Raw genomic sequence first — 20,006 nt, 5'->3', positions numbered from 1 at the left:
GAATACTGGAACTATCATGAACGTCATTGTGACAAAGGATATCAACAACCTCGTTTTTATATGCCCATACCATTATTAGGCTTAGCGTGTATGGCGAAAGATTACGGTAACGAACTCAACGTGCGATCAGATTTTATTCCGCAGTTTTATATTGATGGCGACTACCTGTAATTTCACCCAAACCGCCCCATAAACCGACACAATTTAAAGGAATAAACATGATAACCATAATACGTGATTACGAGTCTGTAGAACTTGAAGATAATATTGAACGTTTTGAAGATGATTATAATTACTCGACTAAAGCTTTACCTAATAATAGAGATAATTTAATAAGTTTTTTTGGCAATGCAATCAAAATCTGCCAATGGTGGTCGTTTGACTTAACCGATGAAAACAAGCAAAAATCTATAAAAGCATTAAAGCTCGCTGCAAAAGCAGGTGAGGCTATTTTTAGGCTAGGGCGAGAGCCTGAAAAAGATCATCGAGTCGTGATTGACGAACTATTAGATGCCAGTTACAACGGTAAAGGTTTGTTATGGGAAGGTGGGTTTTTGGATGCCGTTAGTTGGCAAGAAGCCTTTTTTTGTGCGGCAATTGTCCGTGACCAAGCAGCGATGGATAGTTTAGTGAAGTTTCCAGTGTCTGTAATGCGTCAGAGCTCTACCACAAACAGTGAAGCCGAGTATGTACTTGTTGAATTAATCCAAGGTATACACCGCCGAGTATCAAATGATGAGGGTTTAGCTTTACTAGGCAAGGCGTTAGAAGAGGTTAAATTAGATACCACAGACCCGTGGGTTAACTATTGCACCAGTGGAAAAACAAATTTTGTTCTCGCCTTTATGATGGATGGAGAAGTCACCCCAAGTACGGCATTAGCAAATGCATTAACTGATAGCTGGAAGTATTGTGAGCGCCACCGTGATTTAGAGGGATATGAACAACCTACTTTTTACATGCCAATTAATTTGCTCGGTTTAGCATGCATGGCAAAAGACTTAGGTAACGAATTAAACGTGCAATCAGACTTTATTCCGCAGTTTTATATTGATGGAGATTATCTGTAAAACGATAAATGACATTTTGTATATCGTGCTTAGCATTCAATAATGTGGGACAAATCAAGCTGAGTATTAAATAGTCACCTTAAATAAAGCTAAACGGCTAAAGAAAGCGCTTAAGTAAAGTGGGTAAATTAGCGACTTGAGTGTTTGTAAACAAGTAGATATTATCAATGTAAATGACTTATTGCTTAAAATATCGACGCGTTTAAAAACGTATAGTTTGATATAAAAGCGGGGCAAGTCTGTACACTCAAGTCTGTATACTATAGGGAAGGTTATGAGCAGCAAAATAAAAGTGTCGTTATTTAATCATTTGATTGACGCTGAGCGCCAGTTACTCGATCCAGAAGTTCGTCAATCTGAGCGCGCATTAGATGCGCTACTCGATGATGAATTTATCGAAATTGCTGCCAATGGCACTACGTTTAATAAATACCAAGTACTTACCCGTTTACCTACCGAAGTTGTCCCACAGTTTTATAATCAGCATTTTAAGGGGCGAATGCTGAGCGATGATGTAGTGCAACTAAGTTATCAAGCTGCTTATAGGCGCTCTGCTCGGGCGGAGTTTAATTACTCATTGCGAATGTCGCTTTGGCGTAAGCAAGGTGAGCAATGGCAAATGGTGTTTCATCAAGGAACGCCTTGTGCACCGTTTACAATTTCGATGGATGATGATTAAAAATCACATAACCGTTAAAATAACCTTATTAAACATTTTATTGGGCAATTACCTCTTGTTAATGCGAACCGACCCCACTATTAGTCGACTATTAATGCTGCGAAGTGGCGCAATTGCCGTGCAATTAATCGCTGTGCTTAGCGTATATTTTTTACTAGAATATCAAATTGCGTTACTGCCTTTACTGATTGTTATTGCGTTAGAGGCTGTTTTTCAGCTTATTAGTCTATTTGCTTATCGTAATGTGAGCCGCGCTAAACCTTTAGGTATGTTGATGCAATTAACCGCTGATGTATTATTTTTAACGGTTTTACTCTCGCTAAGCGGTGGTGCAACTAATGCATTTGTATCACTGTTATTGCTGCCTATTATGATAGCCGCTGTTACTTTGCGTGAAAAAGGATTGGCATACATCGCGGTTTTAGCCATTGCTGCATATAGCTTTTTACTGATAAAGATGCCCGATCACAGTATGTATCAAATGAATATGAGTGGTCACTTTATTGGCATGTGGGTCAATTTTGTTTTAAGTGCTAGTGTAATTGCACTTGTTATTGGCGCTATGAGCAGGGCACTTAAAGAGCGAGAGCGAATTATTGCAAACGTGCGTGAAAAACAATTACGTAATGAGCAGCTTGTTACCCTTGATGGCGCTGCTGCACAAATAACCCATCAATTAGCGACCCCTATAGCAAATTTACAGCTATTGTTTGAAGAGTTATTAGAAGATCAACCAAATAATCCCATTGTTAAACACATGCAAGCACCGCTTACTCAGTGCAGTACACAACTTAACGACTTTAGAAAACTCTCGGAGCAGTTACGCCTTAAAAATTCACAAGAACATGTGACGGTAAAGCAACTGCAAACACAAATTACAGACGCACTTTTACTGCAATACCCTGATCAGCACATTAAGTGGATTACGCCACCTATTGCAGCAACGTTGATGAGCGATGCTATGTTATTACCCGCTATTTTAAATTTATTGCAAAACGCAGCGCTCGCCAATCAAAAGCAAAGCCAAACCCAGTTAGAACTGAGTTGGCAACAAGACAACTTACATAGCGAATGCGTTTACTTATTGATTCGTGATTTTGGCTCTGGTTTTTCATCATCGCAATTAGCAGAGCTGGGTGGGCAACTTATGCCAAGCGATCAAGGAATGGGGCTTGCTGTGCTTTTATCAAACGTTACTTTTGAGCGTTTAAATGGCTCACTTACCTTGTTTAACCATACCGATGGCGGCGCTGTCGCCAAAGTTAAGCTCGCGATTGCAAACACTGAGAATAACGCCTCATGAAGTTACTTATTATTGAAGACGACATTAATTTAGCTAATACACTTGCAAGGCGCTTAACTAAGCAGGGCTTTACTTGCGAAGTGGCGCATAACCAAAGTGATGCCTTACTTGCTGCACGTAAACTGCTACCTAACTTTATATTACTAGACATGAAACTCGGTGACGATAATGGGCTGGCACTCATAAACCCATTGCGTAGTTTACTTGCACAAGCACATATTGTTTTACTAACTGGGTTTGCCAGTATTGCAACCGCAGTAGAGGCAATGCGTTTAGGTGCAAACGACTACCTTACTAAACCGGTTGATATGGCTACATTATTAAAAGCGCTTAACGCCGAGCCTGTGGCATCGGTATCGGTATCGGTATCGGTATCGAGTGCTATTGATGATGCGGTTATGTCGCCAGAGCGCTTAGAGTGGGAGCATATTCAACAAGTGTTACACAGTAATAATGGTAATGTGTCGGTTACAGCGCGGCAACTTAATATGCATAGACGTACTTTGCAGCGCAAGTTACAAAAAAAACCGGTGCAGCAGTAAAGTACTTAATTTAAGGAAGGTGTTATGAGTGATGATGCAGCTAAATTAATGCTTAATCAAAAAGTTATATTATTCGACGCCCAATGTAAGCTTTGCAGCGCGTGGTGTAATTTTATTATTACTCACGATACACAGACTCTTTTTAAATTATGCAGTGTGCAATCCCCAAAAGGGGAGCTGTTGCTAACACACTTTGGTTTTTCGACGAATGAATATGCCTCAATGGTTTACCTAGAAAACGGCAAAGCGTATACACAAAGTCATGCTTTTTTTAATGTTGTTAAGCAGCTAGGTTACCCATATAAACTAGCAAACGTATTGAGTGTTTTGCCAAATAGACTTAATAATTGGTTATACGATAGGGTTGCTTTAAATAGGTATTCGTTATTTGGTAAATATCAGTATTGTAGAATTCCCAATCCAGATGATGCCAAACATTACTTATAAATTAGTGGTTAATACACTGCAGTATAAGTAGATGCTAGGTTTATGGGGTTGTGTTAAAATCGCCGCGTTTAATTTTAGCTAACGGTATAAAAGGTTTTTTTCATGGCAAACACAGCACATGCACTTCACATTTTGGTTAAGCACAAAGAAATTGCAGAAGACATTATTAAGCAATTAGGTAAAGGTGCAAAGTTTCAAACCTTAGCTAAAAAGTATTCGTCATGCCCATCGGGAAAAAAAGGCGGCGACTTAGGCGAATTTGGACGCGGGCAAATGGTCCCACAGTTTGACAAAATTGCATTTAAAGGGGCAATTTTAGAGCCACACCTAGTTAAAACAAAATTTGGCTGGCATGTAATTAAAGTACTTTATAGAACTTAGTTATTTGAGTGGTTTGGCGAATTGATGCCGTATTGGGGATCTTCCATTTCATCACCCATCCTAGCTCTCTTAGCGAAACATGAGATAACAAAAGATAAACTTTTAGCCCAAAAAAGTAAATTTAGTAGCACAGCTTTGTTAGTTCAATTAATTTGGCTGTCTACTTCAAGTTGCTTACTTATTATAATGAATAATTTGCTATGACAATTCACTCTATAAAAATTGATAATCTACTCTCGTTTGAGAGTCTTGAAATTAAAGATATGAAAGATATTAACTGTATTGTAGGGCGAAATAATGTCGGTAAATCTAATTTATTAAAAGTTATTCAGTTTTTTTATAATAAACTTGAAGAAAAAGAACAGCTCCCACCAAAACTTTATTCTAATTATTCTTATAAAGGATGTATTTCCATAACCTTTGATACTACTCGAATATTTCGAATCAGTAGAAGAAACCCGAAAAATAGTTATTTTTCATTCATTATAAGAAAATTGATTCCTTTACATAAAAGAGGACTTTTTCTCTTTCATAAATATGATGATGATCGCACTACATTTACATTATCACTAAAAGTTTATAATGATGGTTCAGTAAAGTGGTCAACCGAAGACAGGCAAACAAGAAATTTAATCTTGTATTTGTATCCATTTTTCCATATTGAACCACGCCATATGGATCTTCATGAGTGGGATAGCTTATGGGATTTGATCGCAAGGTTAAAGTCATTTAATCTTTCTAAGATTGATAATGATTTAGTAATAAATTTTTTTGATGAAGTAATAAATGCTAAAGGTGAAAATTCATACAGCAATTATATTGAAGATTTAAATGCAACACTTTCAACAAAGAAAAGCACCCAGAAAGAAAAAGTACTTAGCTATATAAAAGCTGGCTTAAATGGTTATAAGTTTGAAATTAATGAAAAAGAGTTAAATTCGCAGTCTGATGGAACGAATTCATTCCATTTTATTAAAATATTTTTAAAAGTATTAATAACGGTATCAAGAAAAGAATATATAACACCATTTGTATTTATTGATGAACCTGAGATTGGGTTGCATCCCAAAATGAACGAAGTTTTAATTAATAATATTTATAGTTACTATGGTTACAGGGAAGGTAAAGTTGATAAAGTTACAAGACCGAAGCTTTTTATAACAACCCATTCCCCAAATATAGTTAAAGAGATAATCAAAAAATTTAGAGATAAACAATTGGTTCTTTGCTTTCAAAAAGATAACATCTCATCTACAAGTATTCATAAGTTAAATTCAACATATGATAGTGAAAGCTTTATAAACGTATTTAGTGATAATGAAGCTCGATTATTCTTCAGTAGCTTTATCCTATTTGTAGAAGGGGAAACTGAGCTTGAAATTTTCGGTAATCTGAAATTATCTGATCACTTTCCTCATTTAAGAAACATAGATATATATAAAAGTAGTAGCAATGTTATAGGAGAGAGAATTAACCCATCATACTCTAACTCTACAATCCCCTACATGTTTTTATTTGATGCTGATAAAGCATGGACTCTAGAAGGTAATCCAAGGAAATTCACTCTAAAATTGAAAAAAAATGGTAATTATTTCAGTCTTAGAAAAGAAGATCTTGAAAATGATTATAATAAATATAAGCTTGGATTTAATAAAAAGCATAGAGTTATTAAAAGTCATATTGCACTACTAATTAGCAGTATAGGAAAAGAGTTAGATGTAGACCTGAGTAGACAGAAATTCAAGAACGAAGCTGAATTTAACGAAATTTTTAGTTCGCTACAAGAATATCTATTATTAAAAAACTGCTACATCAACAGAACAACTTTTGAAGGTTGCTTAATACAAGAAAGTTCTGCTCCAATATTCTATAAATGGATTAGCTCAGAGTATAGTATTGATATGGAGTTAATATTAAACAAAGTAATATCTAGTCCGGTTTTAACTGAAAGTATGTTGATTGATTATGTGAGGGTTTTATTCAATGGTAAAACTAAAATACTAACAGATATTAAGTCATTTAATTTAAGTGAATATAATAAAATAATTGAAAATAAAATAAAATTAAATGAACTAAATAGTGATATAGAAAAATTATTTAGTGACAAGACTAAGATGGTATCTGAGTTAAAACCTTTTAATTTAGAAAATTATATAAAAATAATCAATAGCAAAAGCAAACTAGATAATAAATTATTAAAAACAAGTAAGTCTGCAAAAATGGCTATGCATATTCTTGAAAAAAAACACTGTAAGAAATAGCAGACTAGAGAAAACTGATGGATGGACAACCAAGTTTTTGAACGCTGCAGTTGATCATATTAATGAAGAAAGCATAGAGAAAAAAAAGACATTTGGTGTTATTTTTAAATCCTACTTTCCTGAATTGTATGATATTATTCGAAAGCTTCAATCCGATAGTAGAGGAGAGGTATGAGTCTAGTGCACATATCAGAGGGCTTGTTCCTCCAGCTTTTGAAAGAAAGCACAGCTCCAATAGTCACTATCCTATGCATGTTGAATTAGTGTCTGAATAGTTCACACCTACGGTGTAATAATGTTCTTTTGTATCGGATTGAAGCAAACATGAAAAAAATTAGTAATGAGTTTTTCCAAAGCGCTATTTTAAAAGGTAATAGTGCAATCTTAGATGACTTTTCTCCTTCTGTTGTCGAACAAAATGTAGCTAATAATACTTTCTTTACAATCCGAAGCGATACAGCCCACAAATCTATAAATGAAAGAATTACAAAAATTGTTTTCTCTAAAATCCCAATTAATACATCTGCATGTGGCTTTGTTAGTGGTAAGTCTTATTATGACTTTCTAAGTCCTCATGTTTATAGCTATTATTATCTTCGCTTAGATATAAAACAGTTCTTTCATTCTATACCAATTAGTGAAGTTAAAAAATTGTTAGAAGATAACTTTACTAAGGATAAAGGTACGTTTAAATATTCTCCTTATGAAATAGCCTTTATGGCTTTAACCCATAGAGTATCTAAAAATTCTAGCAATAAGGAATTAATAAATAAGGATTTACTTCCAATTGGTTTTTCATCTTCACCAGTAATCTCTAATATTCTATTTAGAAAAATAGATATATTAATACAGAAATATTGTGAAAATAAGAAAATAAAATATACCAGATATGCTGACGATTTATTGTTTTCAACACTGAATAGCAAATTTGTTCATAGCGAACAGTTTGAAAAAGAAATTTCTATTTTAGTTTCAACCTTAGGGTTGAAACTAAATAATAAGAAACGAAAAGCTTGCGAAAATACTATATCTTTGAATGGTTATGTAATACAAAATACCAAACCTAAAGAAATGACTTTTTTCAGTGTTCGTAAAGATGATCCGGTAGGTACTATACGACTTTCAAATAAAAAGCTGAAAATAATTAAGAAATTGATTGCAGCGATTGGAAAAAACATCCCATCGGTCACAATTATGGAAGATTTATTTGGCATGAATTTTGATAAATTTAGAGGAAAACACTTTAATAATTTAATGTTTTTTAATAAATATGTAGAAGACCAGTTACAAAATAAACTGAAGGGTTATCGCTCTTATCTAATTTCACTTATACAGTATGATAAAAGGGTAGGTCATGTAGATGTCGATTGCCTCGAATCTGTAATTGAACTAATTAATAAAATTAATAAATATATAAAGTAATATTTTAAGGTGAGTGCAATAACATAGTGCCCCCTATAAAATTAACGTGACAGACATCTTAATTGGGATAGCTTTATTTGTTCAATTAAGGTGCCTGTATTGCTTGATTTATAATCCTAAACTTTACACTTTAACGAACTAAGAATTAGGATGGCTGTCATCTTAATTTCTTTAGTCATCTTAATTTGATGAAACACGAAAAATTGAAGTCTTTCATGGCGACAAACATGGCTTTGCCTCTAAAAAACTCAAAGTAATGGCACGCAATTAGGCGTTATTCCTATTCCTTCTTTATTAGAAATTTCGAGCCAATCAGAATTTGAATCAGTGTGGGATAAATCAGTAAGCTAATGACTATTCAGTACCTTTAAGGTGATGAAATAGCTCTTATAACTCAAGGGCAATAAATTGTCGTTTATGTATGTAATGATATAGGTAAAGAGAGTAAAGGCTTTGTATTAGCTATTAGTAAGCGTTGGAAAGAGCCTGAACAAGTTTACAAACAGTTATTTAGTTACGTAACTAAATCAATGAAATTACGAAGGCGCCCAATCTAAATTCAAGAAAGTTACTATGAAAATTCAGACCGAGAACGGCGAGCAATTATCAGTAACTGCAAAAATCTGCTCGCATAAAGGTAAAAGTAATCAGTAAAAAATTAAAACTGCATCATACAGTCATTCCAATGCGTGTAATTAAGGTTTAACAGCACTAATAACTCATTTAGTGTGTGGGTTTAAATACTTGCGAAGCGAGGTAGTCCACTGTTTTAAATGATTTATATTAACTTACTAGCTTTGCCTTTTAGCAATCGCTTTGTATGTTAAAAATGAAACAACAGAGATAAGCATAAAGCTTGGTAGTACAAATATGAATATAGATGGCGCATTTTCAACTCTTTGTGCTTCGTTTATAAAAGGAAATACTAGCTTTTTATATACAATAAAAAAAACAGCAAAATTTAAACATCCATTCACGCAAACAATCATAAAAAATATTAGTAATCTTTTTATATCCATTCTTTTACTTATTCCCCAAAGCTCAACATTTACTTTTAGTCAGACCCGAAATTATACTAAAAAATTCAACTATATATCGATTTAAAATGTAATTACGAAGACATACCCCCTAAGTTTTAATTGCGAAGGCACTTAATCTAAATTAAAAAAGTTACTGTGAAAGTTCAGACCGAGAACGGCGAGCAATTATCAGTAACTGAAAAAGCTGCTCGCATAAAGTTAAAAGTAATCAGTAAAAAATTAAAACTGCATCATGCAGTTATTCCAATACGTGTAATTAAGGTTTAACAGTGGTGGTGGCTTATTTAACGAGCGATGCATAACTCTGGTTATAGTTAAAAAAATTTTGTAACGTTTATTATTCGCCAGTCCAATCAGGCTGATTTTCCATTCCATCTATGTAATCTGACGCTTTTACAAAAATAATACCGGTATACTTTTGTTGACGAACATAATCCACCACTCGTTGATGGCAATATAAATGTGGCATATTAACATTGGCCATTTTAAAAATAAGTCGTTGTTCTTCAGGGATAGCGCGTAAAACTGAATCATCAAAAATAGTGTTATCAACAATTAATCGGTCACCTTCATCCCACAGATCTGGATCATAATCTATTTCACTTTTTTGTTTATCGATACAATCGATACCTTCAAAAAAATTAACCAGCCATAAATTTTCATGCCATTTTTCATCGTCATCAATATAAATAGTCGGAAAAAGTTGTAGTCCGTAAATATCAAATTGACGAAGAAATACTATAAACGCCTTAGGGATGATCATAGCGCCAAAATCAAGAAAGATATCAGGCAGCACTGTTTTAATCCCCAGTTTTAAGTTTTCTTCTTTGTAATTGTTAAGATAAACCATGGGACCATCAGCAAGGTTAAATTTTCTGTAATGATAATAACGACGACTTGATTTTTCATCAGTATTAATAAATAACTTATCTTTAGTATTAGCCCTGAAAGGGATGTAATATTCTTGTTGTAATTCGCTCATAGTCTAGCCTTTATAAATAATTTTGTATTAATTTTTATTCGCCAGTCCAACCAGGCTGATTTTCCATTCCATCTATGTAATCTGACGCTTTTACAAAAATAATACCGGTATACTTTTGTTGACGAACATAATCCACCACTCGTTGATGGCAATATAAATGTGGCCTGTCAACATTGGCCATCTTAAAGATGAGTCGTTGATCTTCAGGTATGGCACGTAAAACCGAATCGTCAAAAACAGTTTTATCAACAATTAATGGATCACCTTCATCCCAGCCTCGTGGATCATAATCGATTTCACTTTTTTGTTTATCGATACAATCGATACCTTCAAAAAAATTAACCAGCCATAAATTTTCATGCCATTTTTCATCGTCATCAATATAAATAGTCGGAAAAAGTTGTAAACCGTATATATCAAATTGACGAAGAAATACCATAAACGCCTTAGGGATGATCATAGCGCCAAAATCAAGAAAGATATCGGGCAGCACTGTTTTAATCCCCAGTTTTAAGTTTTCTTCTTTGTAATTGTTAAGATAAACCATGGGGCCATCAGCAAGATTAAATTTTCTGTAATGATAGTAGCGCCGTTTTGACTTTTCATCCCTTCCAATAAATAACTTATCTTTAGTATTAGCCCTGAAGGGGATGTAATATTCTTGCTGAAGTTGACTCATAGACTTGCCTTTAATAAATAATTTTGTATTGATTTTTATTCGCCAGTCCAACCAGGCTGATTTTCCATTCCTCTTTTGTAATCAGATGCTTTTACAAAAATGATACCGGTATAGTTCTGCTCACGAATATAATCCACCACTCGCTGGTGGCAATATAAATATACCATATCAACATTGTCCATCGTAAAAATGAGTCGTTGATCTTCAGGGATAGCACGTAAAATCGAATCATCAAAAACAGTTTTTTTAACAACTAATGGATCACCTTCCTCCCACAGTTTTGGGTTATAGTTAATTTTACTTTTTTCTTTATCAATACAATTTATACCTTCAAAAAAATTAACCAGCCATAAATTCTCATGCCATTGGTCGTCATCGTCAATATAAACAGTCGGAAAAAGTTGTAGTCCGTAAATATCAAAGTTTCGAAGAAATACCATAAACTCTTTAGGTATGATCATTGCTCCAAAGTCATGAAAGATATCAGGCAGCGGCGTTTTACTTCCTAGTTTTAAGTTTTCTTCTTTGTATTTATTAAGATAAACCATTGGCCCATCAGCAAGGTTAAACTTTGTATGGAAATAATAGCGCCGTTTTGATTTCTCATCCCTTCCAATAAATAACTTATCTTTAGTATTAGCCCTGAAAGGGATGTAATATTCTTGTTGTAGTTCACTCATGCTTTTTCCTTCTATTTATATCATTACTATTTACATCACGGAAAACGAGGGCGTGTTGATCTTTGTGGATTGAAATTTGTTCAATCTAGGGACGATTTAATCGCGGCGCGAGGTTTGTAACCTAGTGGGCTAAGTAAAAACCGAGCAACAAAGAGTCAATCGTCCCTAGGAAGAACCCAAAGGGCAGCGCATGTTTGGTCTTTATGCTGCGTTATCGCCTATGTATGGGGAACAACCACACTTCATAGGCTCTGCCTTGCCTAAAAACCAAACATACTGCTGCAAATTCAACCACTAAAGGTCAACACGCCCTAGTCACACCATTTTATATCGACTTTAAATTTAATAAGTTGTAACGCCATCAAAGCCTTCATGGTTCTGCATGCCTTCTTCAAAGTCAGCGACTTTAATAAACTGAACGCCTGTGTATTTCATTTTCCGGATGAAATCAACAACACGTTGATGACAGTAGAGATGAGGTAAACTTACTTTATTTATTTTTAGTATTAACCGATTTTCTTCTGGTATTGCATTTAAAGCCGCTTCACAAAGAGATGGCTGCTTAACTTTATGATCATCGCCTTCTTCCCATGTTTTAGGGTTGTTTTTTATTCGACTCTTTTCAAAGTCCAAACAGTCTACTCTTTTATAACAATGAATCACCGATAAATTTTCATGCCATTTATCATCGTCATCAATATAGACTGCAGGAAAAACCTGGATACCAGGAAGATCAAATACACGTAGAAATTTCATCATTTCATTAGGTATCACCATTTGACCCGCTACTATCATAATGTCTGGAATAGGTAATTTAACGCCTTCTTTTTTATCTTCTACTTTGTAAGAATTCATGTAAAACATAGGACCTTCAGAAAGGTTAAGCTTTCTATGTCCACGTCGCATTACCGTTTTTTTATCCATGCCAACAAATAATTTACTATCATCCATTGCCGCAAAGGGTAGATAATATTCTTGATCGTATTTACTCATTTAGCTGCCTTGGTTTGTGTGTTGTTATTGATAAAATATTGCAATATGGATTTAATATGTTGGTATGACAAAACCATCAGGGCAGTTTTCCATTCAACAAATTAACGTGACACCCATCTAATTGGGATAAATTAACGTGACACCCATCTTAATTGGGATAGCTTTGCTTGTTCAATTAAGGTATCTGTCTTGCTTTATTTTACTATATAAATTACTTGTTTATGTTCGTCGAAACTCAAATAAGTTACTGTGTCGGATGGGGTTCTGCTTATCCGACCTATGTTTTCAAATATATTTGAAGGGTGGTGGTTACCTTCTCTGCTAAGCTAGTTGTCTAATATTGAATATTCGTTGGGTTTCGCTACGCTCTACCCAACCTACGTGTTTAACTTAAATATTACGTAGGCGAGAATAGCGTTGCCTGAGCGTTCTGCCTATTAGCCGAAATAACGCCGATATCTATCCTAATTTTATACGGTTAAGCGCATCTTACGAGAATTCTAGAGGCTGTGTTAGAGATAAATCGCTTGTGATGTTACGAATAACCACACGCATTTAGTGCTGTATGTTGACGATAAAATATCTAATAAGTTTATAGTAAGATAATTCTTGTTCGCTTACTTATACGTAGTAAAAAAGGCTGCACATTGCAGCCTTTTTTAAGTGTTGAATAACAATTTTACTCGTTAAGCCTCTTGCTTGGCTTCTTCTTCACTAATTTGTTTAAGTGCTTGAATGAATGAGTCGCTTGGTTGTCCGCCAGTGAGCGCATATTTATCGTTTATGATAAACGTAGGTACTGACGTAATACCCATTTGTTTAAAGTTGTCTTGCTCTTGGCGTACGTCTTGTACGTATTTGTCTGAATGCAGGATACCGCGCGCAGTTTCTTTATCAAGACCCACTTTTTCAACAACGTCGAGTAGTGCTTCTTCTTGATTTAAGTATTTTAAATCAGTGAAGTGCGCTTCAAAAAAAGCAAGTTTAAGCTGCGTTTGCTTACCTTCTTCACGTGCCCACATTAATAAACGATGCAAATCAAAGCTGTTGATCATGATACGTTTGCCATCAAAATTAAAGGTAAACCCTGCACGTTGACCTGCTTCGAACATGTTTTTACGATTTTCGTCGCCTTGTTCTTCACTTAGGTTGTACTTTTGCATTAAGTGTTCGTTTAAGTCTTGACCTTCAATTGGCATATCTGGGTTTAGTTCAAAAGGATGCCACGTAATATCTGCGCTCATCTCGTCTTTAAGTTGGTCTAGTGCAGTTTCTAGGTTTTTATAACCCACTACACACCAAGGGCACATTACATCTGAAACGATATCAATTTTAAAGTTTTTCATATTTATCCTTTTGAGGATTGCTTATAACTAAGTATAAAAAAGGATATTGGGATTAATTTAGCTTTATCAATCCTAAATACCAACGTGCAGTAACACTTTATCATTTTGAGTGGCCAAACCAGATGCTAGCTGCGTTAAAAATCTCTCATTTGGAACAACTAAATAACGAAATTTTTGCCTTACTATCGACAAGGTTTTCCTTCCTCAAAATAGATCACTTAGTTAAGCACGTTGGTATAAACTAAAAAGAGCAGCTATACAGCTGCTCTTTTGAAGGTATTCAGTTTAAGCGTTAAGCCCAAATGGGTCGTCAATACTGTAACTTGGCTCTGTAAACCAATGAGGGCCGGTGTCGGTCATGTAAAAATGATCCTCTAGGCGCACGCCAAATTCATCGGGTATAACTAACATTGGCTCGTTACTAAAGCACATGCCTGTGGCAAGTGGGGTTTTATCACCGCCAACTAGGTATGGCCATTCATGAATGTCTAGCCCAATGCCGTGACCAGTTCGATGCGGGCAACCTGGCGTTTGGTACTGCGGTCCTAGCCCTTGCGCCGCTAAATAGTTACGTGCGCCAGCATCTACGTCTTCGCAGGTGGCACCGATTTTAGCTACGTTAAATGCCGCCATTTGCGCTGCTTTTTCATGATCCCAAAACATTCGTTGGCGTATGGTTGGTTCGCCAAATACATAGGTACGGGTTATGTCTGATAGGTAATCGTGTACTTTACAGCCGGTATCTATTAATACCATATCGCCTTTTTTAAGTACTTGGGCGTCTTTAACACCGTGCGGAAAAGACGTTGCAACACCAAACAATACAATACAAAAATAGTTACCTGGTGCGCCTACCTTTTGGTGTGCTTGTTTAATAAAGGCTTCTACTTCGGTGGTCGTTATTCCCTCGTAAAGCATGCTTGCTGTGGCTTGATGTACGGCTAAGGTCATATCCATTGCGCGCTGCATTAAGCTAAGCTCGTGAACAGATTTATGCATGCGGCAATGCGCCGTTACAGGCTGTGCATTGATGAGTGTTAAACCCGTTTGCGCTTTATTAATGCCGTCGAATATAAAAAATTGCGCGCTTTCATCAATGCCAATAGTTGCGTTTTCATTAATGTTTAGTTTTTTTAGTACTTCAACAAAAAGTGCATAAGGGTTTTCGTGCTCTTGCCACCCGTGAATAGGACCATCTATAACTTTAAACCCGTTTAAAGAGCCAATTTCGAAATAAGGCGCAATGTATTGTACTTCACCAAGGGCGGGTAATATTGCGCCAACCATGCGCTCGCTCGCGTACCATTTCATACCTGTAAAGTAGGTTAGGTTGGTGCCAGCGTTTAAATAAATTGCATCAATATTGTTTGCTAACATATAAGCTTGCGCCTTTGCTATGCGCTCTAAATGTTCGTCAGCAGCAATAGGGGTCAGCGTTAGCGTCATATTACTTAAGCTTGCCAACGCTTGTTCGCTTGATTGTGTACCTATACCTATAGTGGTCATGTTTTTCTCCTTGGATTTTTAGCTAGTGTGATTAATACCAAGGTAAAATTCAATGTTATGCGATAAAAGGATGCAATTACTTGCAGCTTTAAACACATAACATTCACTTTTTAGCATAAGGTAAGCGAGTTAGTTTGTTACTTGTGTGATAGCTATCAAGCCCGGTTACTGCGACTGTTTCTATTGCTTGTAAATCTAGGAAACCATCGCTTTGCAGTGCTTCTTTATCAACAAAAACATCCATAATTTCGCCAATAACGAGCTCAGTCCCATTGATGGCTAAATGCTGGTTTTCTACAAATTTAACCGAGTACTTTAAGCGGCTTTCTTTTACAAAAGGCGCTGCAAAGTCGTTTAAGTATTCAGGTGTTAAGCCTGTAGCATCAAACTCAGACTCTTCTTTATCGTAACGAGCTGAGGTTTGATGAGCTTGCTTGTAAATCGACTTATTAACTTGGTTAATAGTGTAGGTGCCCGTTTGTAAAATATTTTCAAACGTATGACGCGGCACCCTATGAGGGCGTATTATCATTGCAACTAACGGTGGGTTAGCCCCAAGATGAATAACAGAGCTTACAATCGATAAGTTGGTATTGCCGAGTAAATCTTGCGTGCCAATTAAATTAGCGCTTTTAAAACCCGAAAGCGAGTTGATTAAGTGTGTACGGGTATGTTTTTCAAGTGCGTCTATACGCGCTTTAGTAAAATGCATTAAAAATCCTTACCACGGTATGGTTGAGCCTTGCCAATCTAAGTAAGCAGGTTCACCGTTTAGTTTTAAATCAGGGTTATTGTTTGTTAATTCAAAAAGTTGACCAGCTACAAATTCAGGTGTAAATAATTTACCTTCAGGTACATTTTTTTGAAAGGGCTTTGAAAGTGCTGTATCGGTAGTGCCAGGATGAAACAAAATGAGTTTGGTATTTTTAGCACGACGAGCAAGCTCTATAGCCGCCGTTTTAAATAGCATGTTAAGCGCCGCTTTAGATGCGCGGTAAGTATACCAACCACCTAATTTGTTGTCGTTTATGCTGCCTACGCGCGCACTTAATGCTGTAATAGTACACTGCGTTTTGTGGGTTAATAGCGGCAATACGCTCTGTAAACACAATAATGGCGTGAGTGTATTAGCATTTAGTAACTCGTTAAAATAATCAGCGTTTAAATCTTCTAACTTCTTTTCGGGCATGTGCTGAGTATTATGCAATTTACCGTTAAACATAATAACTTGATGTAAATCAGCTTGCTGTTGCTTAAGACTAGATGTGAGCTGAGCCAAGCTATTTGCTGAGTAGTCGGTGTTAAAGTGCTCAGTGTTAGGTGTGTTATTTATTGCAGGTTCATCTGTTTTTGAGCTAACACAGATAATTTTAAAATTGGCTGCATGATTATTCAAATGTTTAACATAGGCTTTTGCAATAGTGCTACTAGCGCCAAATAAAACAATGGTTTTCATTTTCTACCCTTAGTTTTTAAACTGCATTGCCCATTAGAACACGTTGTGTTCGGCATTAAAATTTTGCTAAAAGAGTGTCTATATTTAGCAAATAGCAAGTATCCGCAGTCAGCGAAAAAGCTAATTATTGGCAAGCGAAAAATTTTCAACCAGCCGTGTTTACCTACTACTTTCCATGCTTCGTAAGTTACATCTAGCCCGTAAATCATTTCACCTGATTGCTTTTGAGCTTGCAGGTAAGTCATCGCTTGGTCTTTATCAATATACGAATATCGCTCACTAAAATCGCTAGCGTTAAGATCTTCAAGCGTAATTAAGTTTTTGGTATCAGCGTGTTTTAGTTGGTTCATTTCGGTACTGCATAGTGGGCAATTGCCATCGTAAAAAATGATCATATAATTGCTTTGTGATTATTTTATATATGCTTTTTTACGGACAAGGTTTGCAAATCGATCTATTAAATTTGTTCTCATAATGATATTAATAGTGTCCTACGAAAAAATGGAGATTGATAAATGAGTGAACAATACGCCGCCTTGCGAGGTAATGTAAATTTACTAGGGCAACTACTAGGACAAACAATTAAAGATGCCCAAGGTCAAGCGATTTTAGATAAAGTGGAAGAAATTCGTGCTTTATCAAAATCATCTCGCAGTGGTAACGAAGACGACAGACAAGCGCTAATAGAAGTATTACATGCGCTTAGTGATGAAGAGCTTTTACCGGTTGCCCGTTCATTTAATCATTTTTTAAACCTTGCTAATGTAGCAGAGCAATTTCATACCGTTTCGCGTTTTAATGACGTTGGCCTTGGTCAACAAAATCCTCTCACTCAAACATTAAAAACGTTAGCTTCAAAAGCAGAACAAGGCCAGTTAGACAGTAATCATTTGGCCGAAACACTCTCAAAACTCCACATAAATTTAGTATTAACCGCTCACCCAACCGAGGTGACGCGCCGTACTATTATTAATAAACACGTTGAACTAAGTGATTGCTTAGCCTCATTAGAGCGAAAAGATAACTTGCCGTTAGAGCGGGATACTATTTTAAATCGTATTGAACAGCTTATTAGTCAGGCTTGGCATACCGATGATATTCGTCGCTCTCGCCCAACGCCAGTTGATGAAGCTAAATGGGGTTACGCAGTAATTGAAAACAGCCTGTGGCATGCGGTACCGCGTTTTTTACGTGAATTTTCAGCCAATGTTAAAGACCAGTTAAGCTTAGAGTTACCAATAGATTACAGCCCGATTGAGTTTACATCTTGGATGGGTGGGGACCGTGATGGTAATCCGTTTGTAACATCGCAGGTTACAACAGAGGTGCTTGATCATGGTCGTTGGATGGCACTTAATTTATACATTCAAGACTTAAAAACGTTGTGCGCTGAATTATCTATGTCAGATGCCAGTGATGAGCTTATTGAGCTTGCAGGGCAAGAGTTTGAACCATACAGAGCAGTAATCAAAAAGCTTAAAAATCAGGTTGCTGAAACAGTGGCTCATCTTGGCGCTAAAATTAAAAATAAGCGCAGCGATTCACAGGACTTAATTACTAATATTAATCAGCTTAAACATCCGGTTGAGGTGTGCTACCGCTCGTTATTAAAGTGTAATATGAAAGTAGTTGCAGATGGCTTATTACTTGATTTACTGCACCGTATTAATAGCTTTGGTTTGCGTTTAGCTAAACTTGATGTGCGCCAGGATTCGTCTCGCCACGGCGATGTGTTTTCAGAACTGACTCGTTACTTAGGTTTAGGCGACTACAACCAATGGCAAGAGCAAGACAAACAAGCATTTTTACTTGCAGAGCTTAACTCGCGCAGACCGCTTATTCCAAAACATTGGCAACCAAGCCCAGATGTACAAGAAGTACTTGATACCTTTGATGTAATTGCCAAGCAAGACGAAGCAACATTTGGTTTGTATATTATTTCGATGGCGCGAACAGCTTCAGACATCTTAGCAGTACAACTATTGCTAAAAGAAAGCGGCTGTAGTTTTGATTTACCCGTAGCGCCGTTGTTTGAAACGCTTGACGATTTAAACGCAGGGAGTGATGTAATTACCACGCTGCTTGATAATGTTTGGTATCGCGGGCACATTAAAAATACCCAAAACGTAATGATTGGTTACTCGGATTCAGCTAAAGATGCCGGCATGATGGCAGCAGGTTGGGCGCAGTACGAAGCAATGGATAAACTAGTACAGCTTGCTGATGCACGCGGTATTGAGCTTGTTTTATTCCACGGACGTGGTGGTACAGTAGGGCGTGGCGGTGCACCCGCTGCACAAGCGCTGCATTCACAACCACCAGGCTCATTAAAAGGTGGTTTGCGTGTAACCGAGCAAGGCGAGATGATTCGCTTTAAATTTGGTTTACCCGATGTAGCACTGCAAAGCTTAAATATTTATGCAGGCGCAGTACTGCAAAGTAACTTATTACCGCCGCCGGAGCCAAAACCAGAATGGCGCGAAGTAATGAAGCTAATAAGTGAGGAGTCGTGTGAGCATTACCGTAATGTAGTTCGCCATGATGAAAACTTTGTACCTTACTTTAGAATGGCAACACCTGAGCTTGAACTGTCTAAGTTGCCGCTTGGCTCTCGCCCTGCAAAACGTAATCCTAATGGTGGCGTTGAAAGTTTACGTGCTATTCCATGGATTTTTGCTTGGAGCCAAAACCGTTTAATGCTTCCAGCATGGTTAGGTGCGTTAACAGGCTTAAAAGCTGCGCTTAATAAGTACGGTGCAGAAACCCTAAACGAAATGAGCTTACAATGGCCGTTCTTTAGATCGCGCTTAGAAATGCTAGAAATGGTATTTAGTAAAGCCGATTGCTGGTTGAGTGAGCATTACGACAATGCGCTAGTGGAAGATATGTACAAACCACTGGGTGTAACACTTCGTAAAGAGCTTCAAGAAGCCATTAGCTTAGTGCAATCACTTAGCCCGCAAAAAAGCCTCTTAGCCGAACAGCCTTGGATTAAAGAGTCGATTAGTTTACGTAACCCGTACACCGATCCACTTAATTTATTACAAGTTGAGCTTTTACGCCGTGCTCGCTCAGAGGAAAAACGCAACGAAGGTGACATTGATAATGCATTAATGATCACAATGACAGGTATTGCAGCAGGCATGCGTAATACCGGCTAACATGTTATTTTATTAGGTATACCAGTTAAAATTAAAGGGAGCACGCGATGTGCTCCCT

Annotated in this window: 18 protein-coding genes; 9 read left to right on the top strand and 9 right to left on the bottom strand. The window is 36.5% G+C overall.

Going from position 1 to position 20,006, the window contains the following annotated elements; all coding sequences use genetic code 11:
* Nucleotides 1–218: 218 nt before the first annotated feature.
* The 8 genes from GQR56_RS17780 to GQR56_RS17745 all read left to right on the top strand — a co-directional run bounded on the left by GQR56_RS17780 (nt 219) and on the right by GQR56_RS17745 (nt 8,105).
* Nucleotides 219–1,070 carry an immunity 49 family protein gene (locus GQR56_RS17780; RefSeq protein WP_166113977.1) on the top strand — a complete coding sequence of 284 codons (852 nt, stop codon included), beginning with the start codon at nt 219–221 and terminating at the stop codon, nt 1,068–1,070.
* Between the two features lie 274 nt (nt 1,071–1,344).
* On the top strand, nt 1,345–1,749 hold the full coding sequence (locus tag GQR56_RS17775) for a DUF4440 domain-containing protein (RefSeq protein ID WP_166113974.1): 405 nt from the start codon (nt 1,345–1,347) through the stop codon (nt 1,747–1,749).
* Nucleotides 1,750–1,810: 61 nt separating this feature from the next.
* Nucleotides 1,811–3,052, top strand: coding sequence for a HAMP domain-containing histidine kinase (locus GQR56_RS17770; RefSeq protein ID WP_197112291.1), 1,242 nt, complete (start codon nt 1,811–1,813; stop codon nt 3,050–3,052).
* Nucleotides 3,049–3,594, top strand: a complete 546-nt coding sequence (locus GQR56_RS17765) for a response regulator (protein WP_166113972.1) — start codon at nt 3,049–3,051, stop codon at nt 3,592–3,594. The genes GQR56_RS17770 and GQR56_RS17765 overlap by 4 nt, the downstream gene beginning before the upstream one ends.
* Nucleotides 3,595–3,618: 24 nt before the next feature.
* The gene (locus tag GQR56_RS17760; protein WP_166113969.1) at nt 3,619–4,041 is read left to right on the top strand and encodes a DCC1-like thiol-disulfide oxidoreductase family protein; all 423 of its coding nucleotides are present in this window, start codon (nt 3,619–3,621) and stop codon (nt 4,039–4,041) included.
* Between the two features lie 102 nt (nt 4,042–4,143).
* Nucleotides 4,144–4,422, top strand: coding sequence for a peptidylprolyl isomerase (locus GQR56_RS17755; RefSeq protein WP_008171402.1), 279 nt, complete (start codon nt 4,144–4,146; stop codon nt 4,420–4,422).
* Between the two features lie 200 nt (nt 4,423–4,622).
* Nucleotides 4,623–6,683, top strand: a complete 2,061-nt coding sequence (locus GQR56_RS17750) for a retron Eco8 family effector endonuclease (protein ID WP_166113966.1) — start codon at nt 4,623–4,625, stop codon at nt 6,681–6,683.
* A 324-nt stretch (nt 6,684–7,007) separates the two neighbouring features.
* A complete protein-coding gene (locus GQR56_RS17745; RefSeq protein ID WP_166113963.1) occupies nt 7,008–8,105 on the top strand; it encodes a reverse transcriptase family protein in 1,098 nt (365 codons plus the stop codon).
* Between the two features lie 1,377 nt (nt 8,106–9,482).
* Here the strand turns inward: GQR56_RS17745 and GQR56_RS17740 are convergent.
* The 9 genes from GQR56_RS17740 to GQR56_RS17700 form a co-directional block, all read right to left on the bottom strand.
* Complete coding sequence (locus GQR56_RS17740) at nt 9,483–10,127, bottom strand: DUF1629 domain-containing protein (protein WP_166113960.1); 645 nt, start codon at nt 10,125–10,127, stop codon at nt 9,483–9,485.
* Nucleotides 10,128–10,161: 34 nt separating this feature from the next.
* Nucleotides 10,162–10,806 carry a DUF1629 domain-containing protein gene (locus GQR56_RS17735; RefSeq protein WP_166113957.1) on the bottom strand — a complete coding sequence of 215 codons (645 nt, stop codon included), beginning with the start codon at nt 10,804–10,806 and terminating at the stop codon, nt 10,162–10,164.
* Between the two features lie 35 nt (nt 10,807–10,841).
* Nucleotides 10,842–11,486 (bottom strand): DUF1629 domain-containing protein, encoded by a 645-nt coding sequence (locus GQR56_RS17730; RefSeq protein ID WP_024610362.1) that lies wholly within the window; start codon nt 11,484–11,486, stop codon nt 10,842–10,844.
* A gap of 342 nt (nt 11,487–11,828) precedes the next feature.
* The gene (locus tag GQR56_RS17725) at nt 11,829–12,479 is read right to left on the bottom strand and encodes a hypothetical protein (protein WP_166113954.1); all 651 of its coding nucleotides are present in this window, start codon (nt 12,477–12,479) and stop codon (nt 11,829–11,831) included.
* 686 nt (nt 12,480–13,165) lie between these two features.
* Nucleotides 13,166–13,825, bottom strand: a complete 660-nt coding sequence (locus tag GQR56_RS17720) for a DsbA family oxidoreductase (protein WP_024610360.1) — start codon at nt 13,823–13,825, stop codon at nt 13,166–13,168.
* Nucleotides 13,826–14,110: 285 nt separating this feature from the next.
* Nucleotides 14,111–15,331, bottom strand: coding sequence for a Xaa-Pro peptidase family protein (locus GQR56_RS17715; RefSeq protein WP_024611542.1), 1,221 nt, complete (start codon nt 15,329–15,331; stop codon nt 14,111–14,113).
* 103 nt (nt 15,332–15,434) lie between these two features.
* On the bottom strand, nt 15,435–16,043 hold the full coding sequence (locus GQR56_RS17710; protein WP_166113951.1) for a flavin reductase: 609 nt from the start codon (nt 16,041–16,043) through the stop codon (nt 15,435–15,437).
* Between the two features lie 9 nt (nt 16,044–16,052).
* Nucleotides 16,053–16,787 carry an SDR family oxidoreductase gene (locus GQR56_RS17705; RefSeq protein WP_024611540.1) on the bottom strand — a complete coding sequence of 245 codons (735 nt, stop codon included), beginning with the start codon at nt 16,785–16,787 and terminating at the stop codon, nt 16,053–16,055.
* Complete coding sequence (locus GQR56_RS17700; protein WP_024611539.1) at nt 16,784–17,182, bottom strand: DUF393 domain-containing protein; 399 nt, start codon at nt 17,180–17,182, stop codon at nt 16,784–16,786. Before GQR56_RS17700 ends, GQR56_RS17705 begins: the two co-directional genes overlap by 4 nt.
* 120 nt (nt 17,183–17,302) lie before the next feature.
* On the opposite strand from GQR56_RS17700, the gene ppc reads away from it, so the two are divergent.
* Nucleotides 17,303–19,948, top strand: coding sequence for a phosphoenolpyruvate carboxylase (gene ppc, locus GQR56_RS17695; protein WP_166113948.1), 2,646 nt, complete (start codon nt 17,303–17,305; stop codon nt 19,946–19,948).
* Nucleotides 19,949–20,006 lie beyond the last annotated feature (58 nt).

Origin of the sequence: Pseudoalteromonas sp. Z9A5, from assembly GCF_011378875.1 — a bacterium.
Classification (GTDB): Bacteria; Pseudomonadota; Gammaproteobacteria; order Enterobacterales; family Alteromonadaceae; genus Pseudoalteromonas.
The sequence above is the reverse complement of the archived record's forward strand: the minus strand, read 5'-3'. Positions and strand labels throughout refer to the sequence as shown.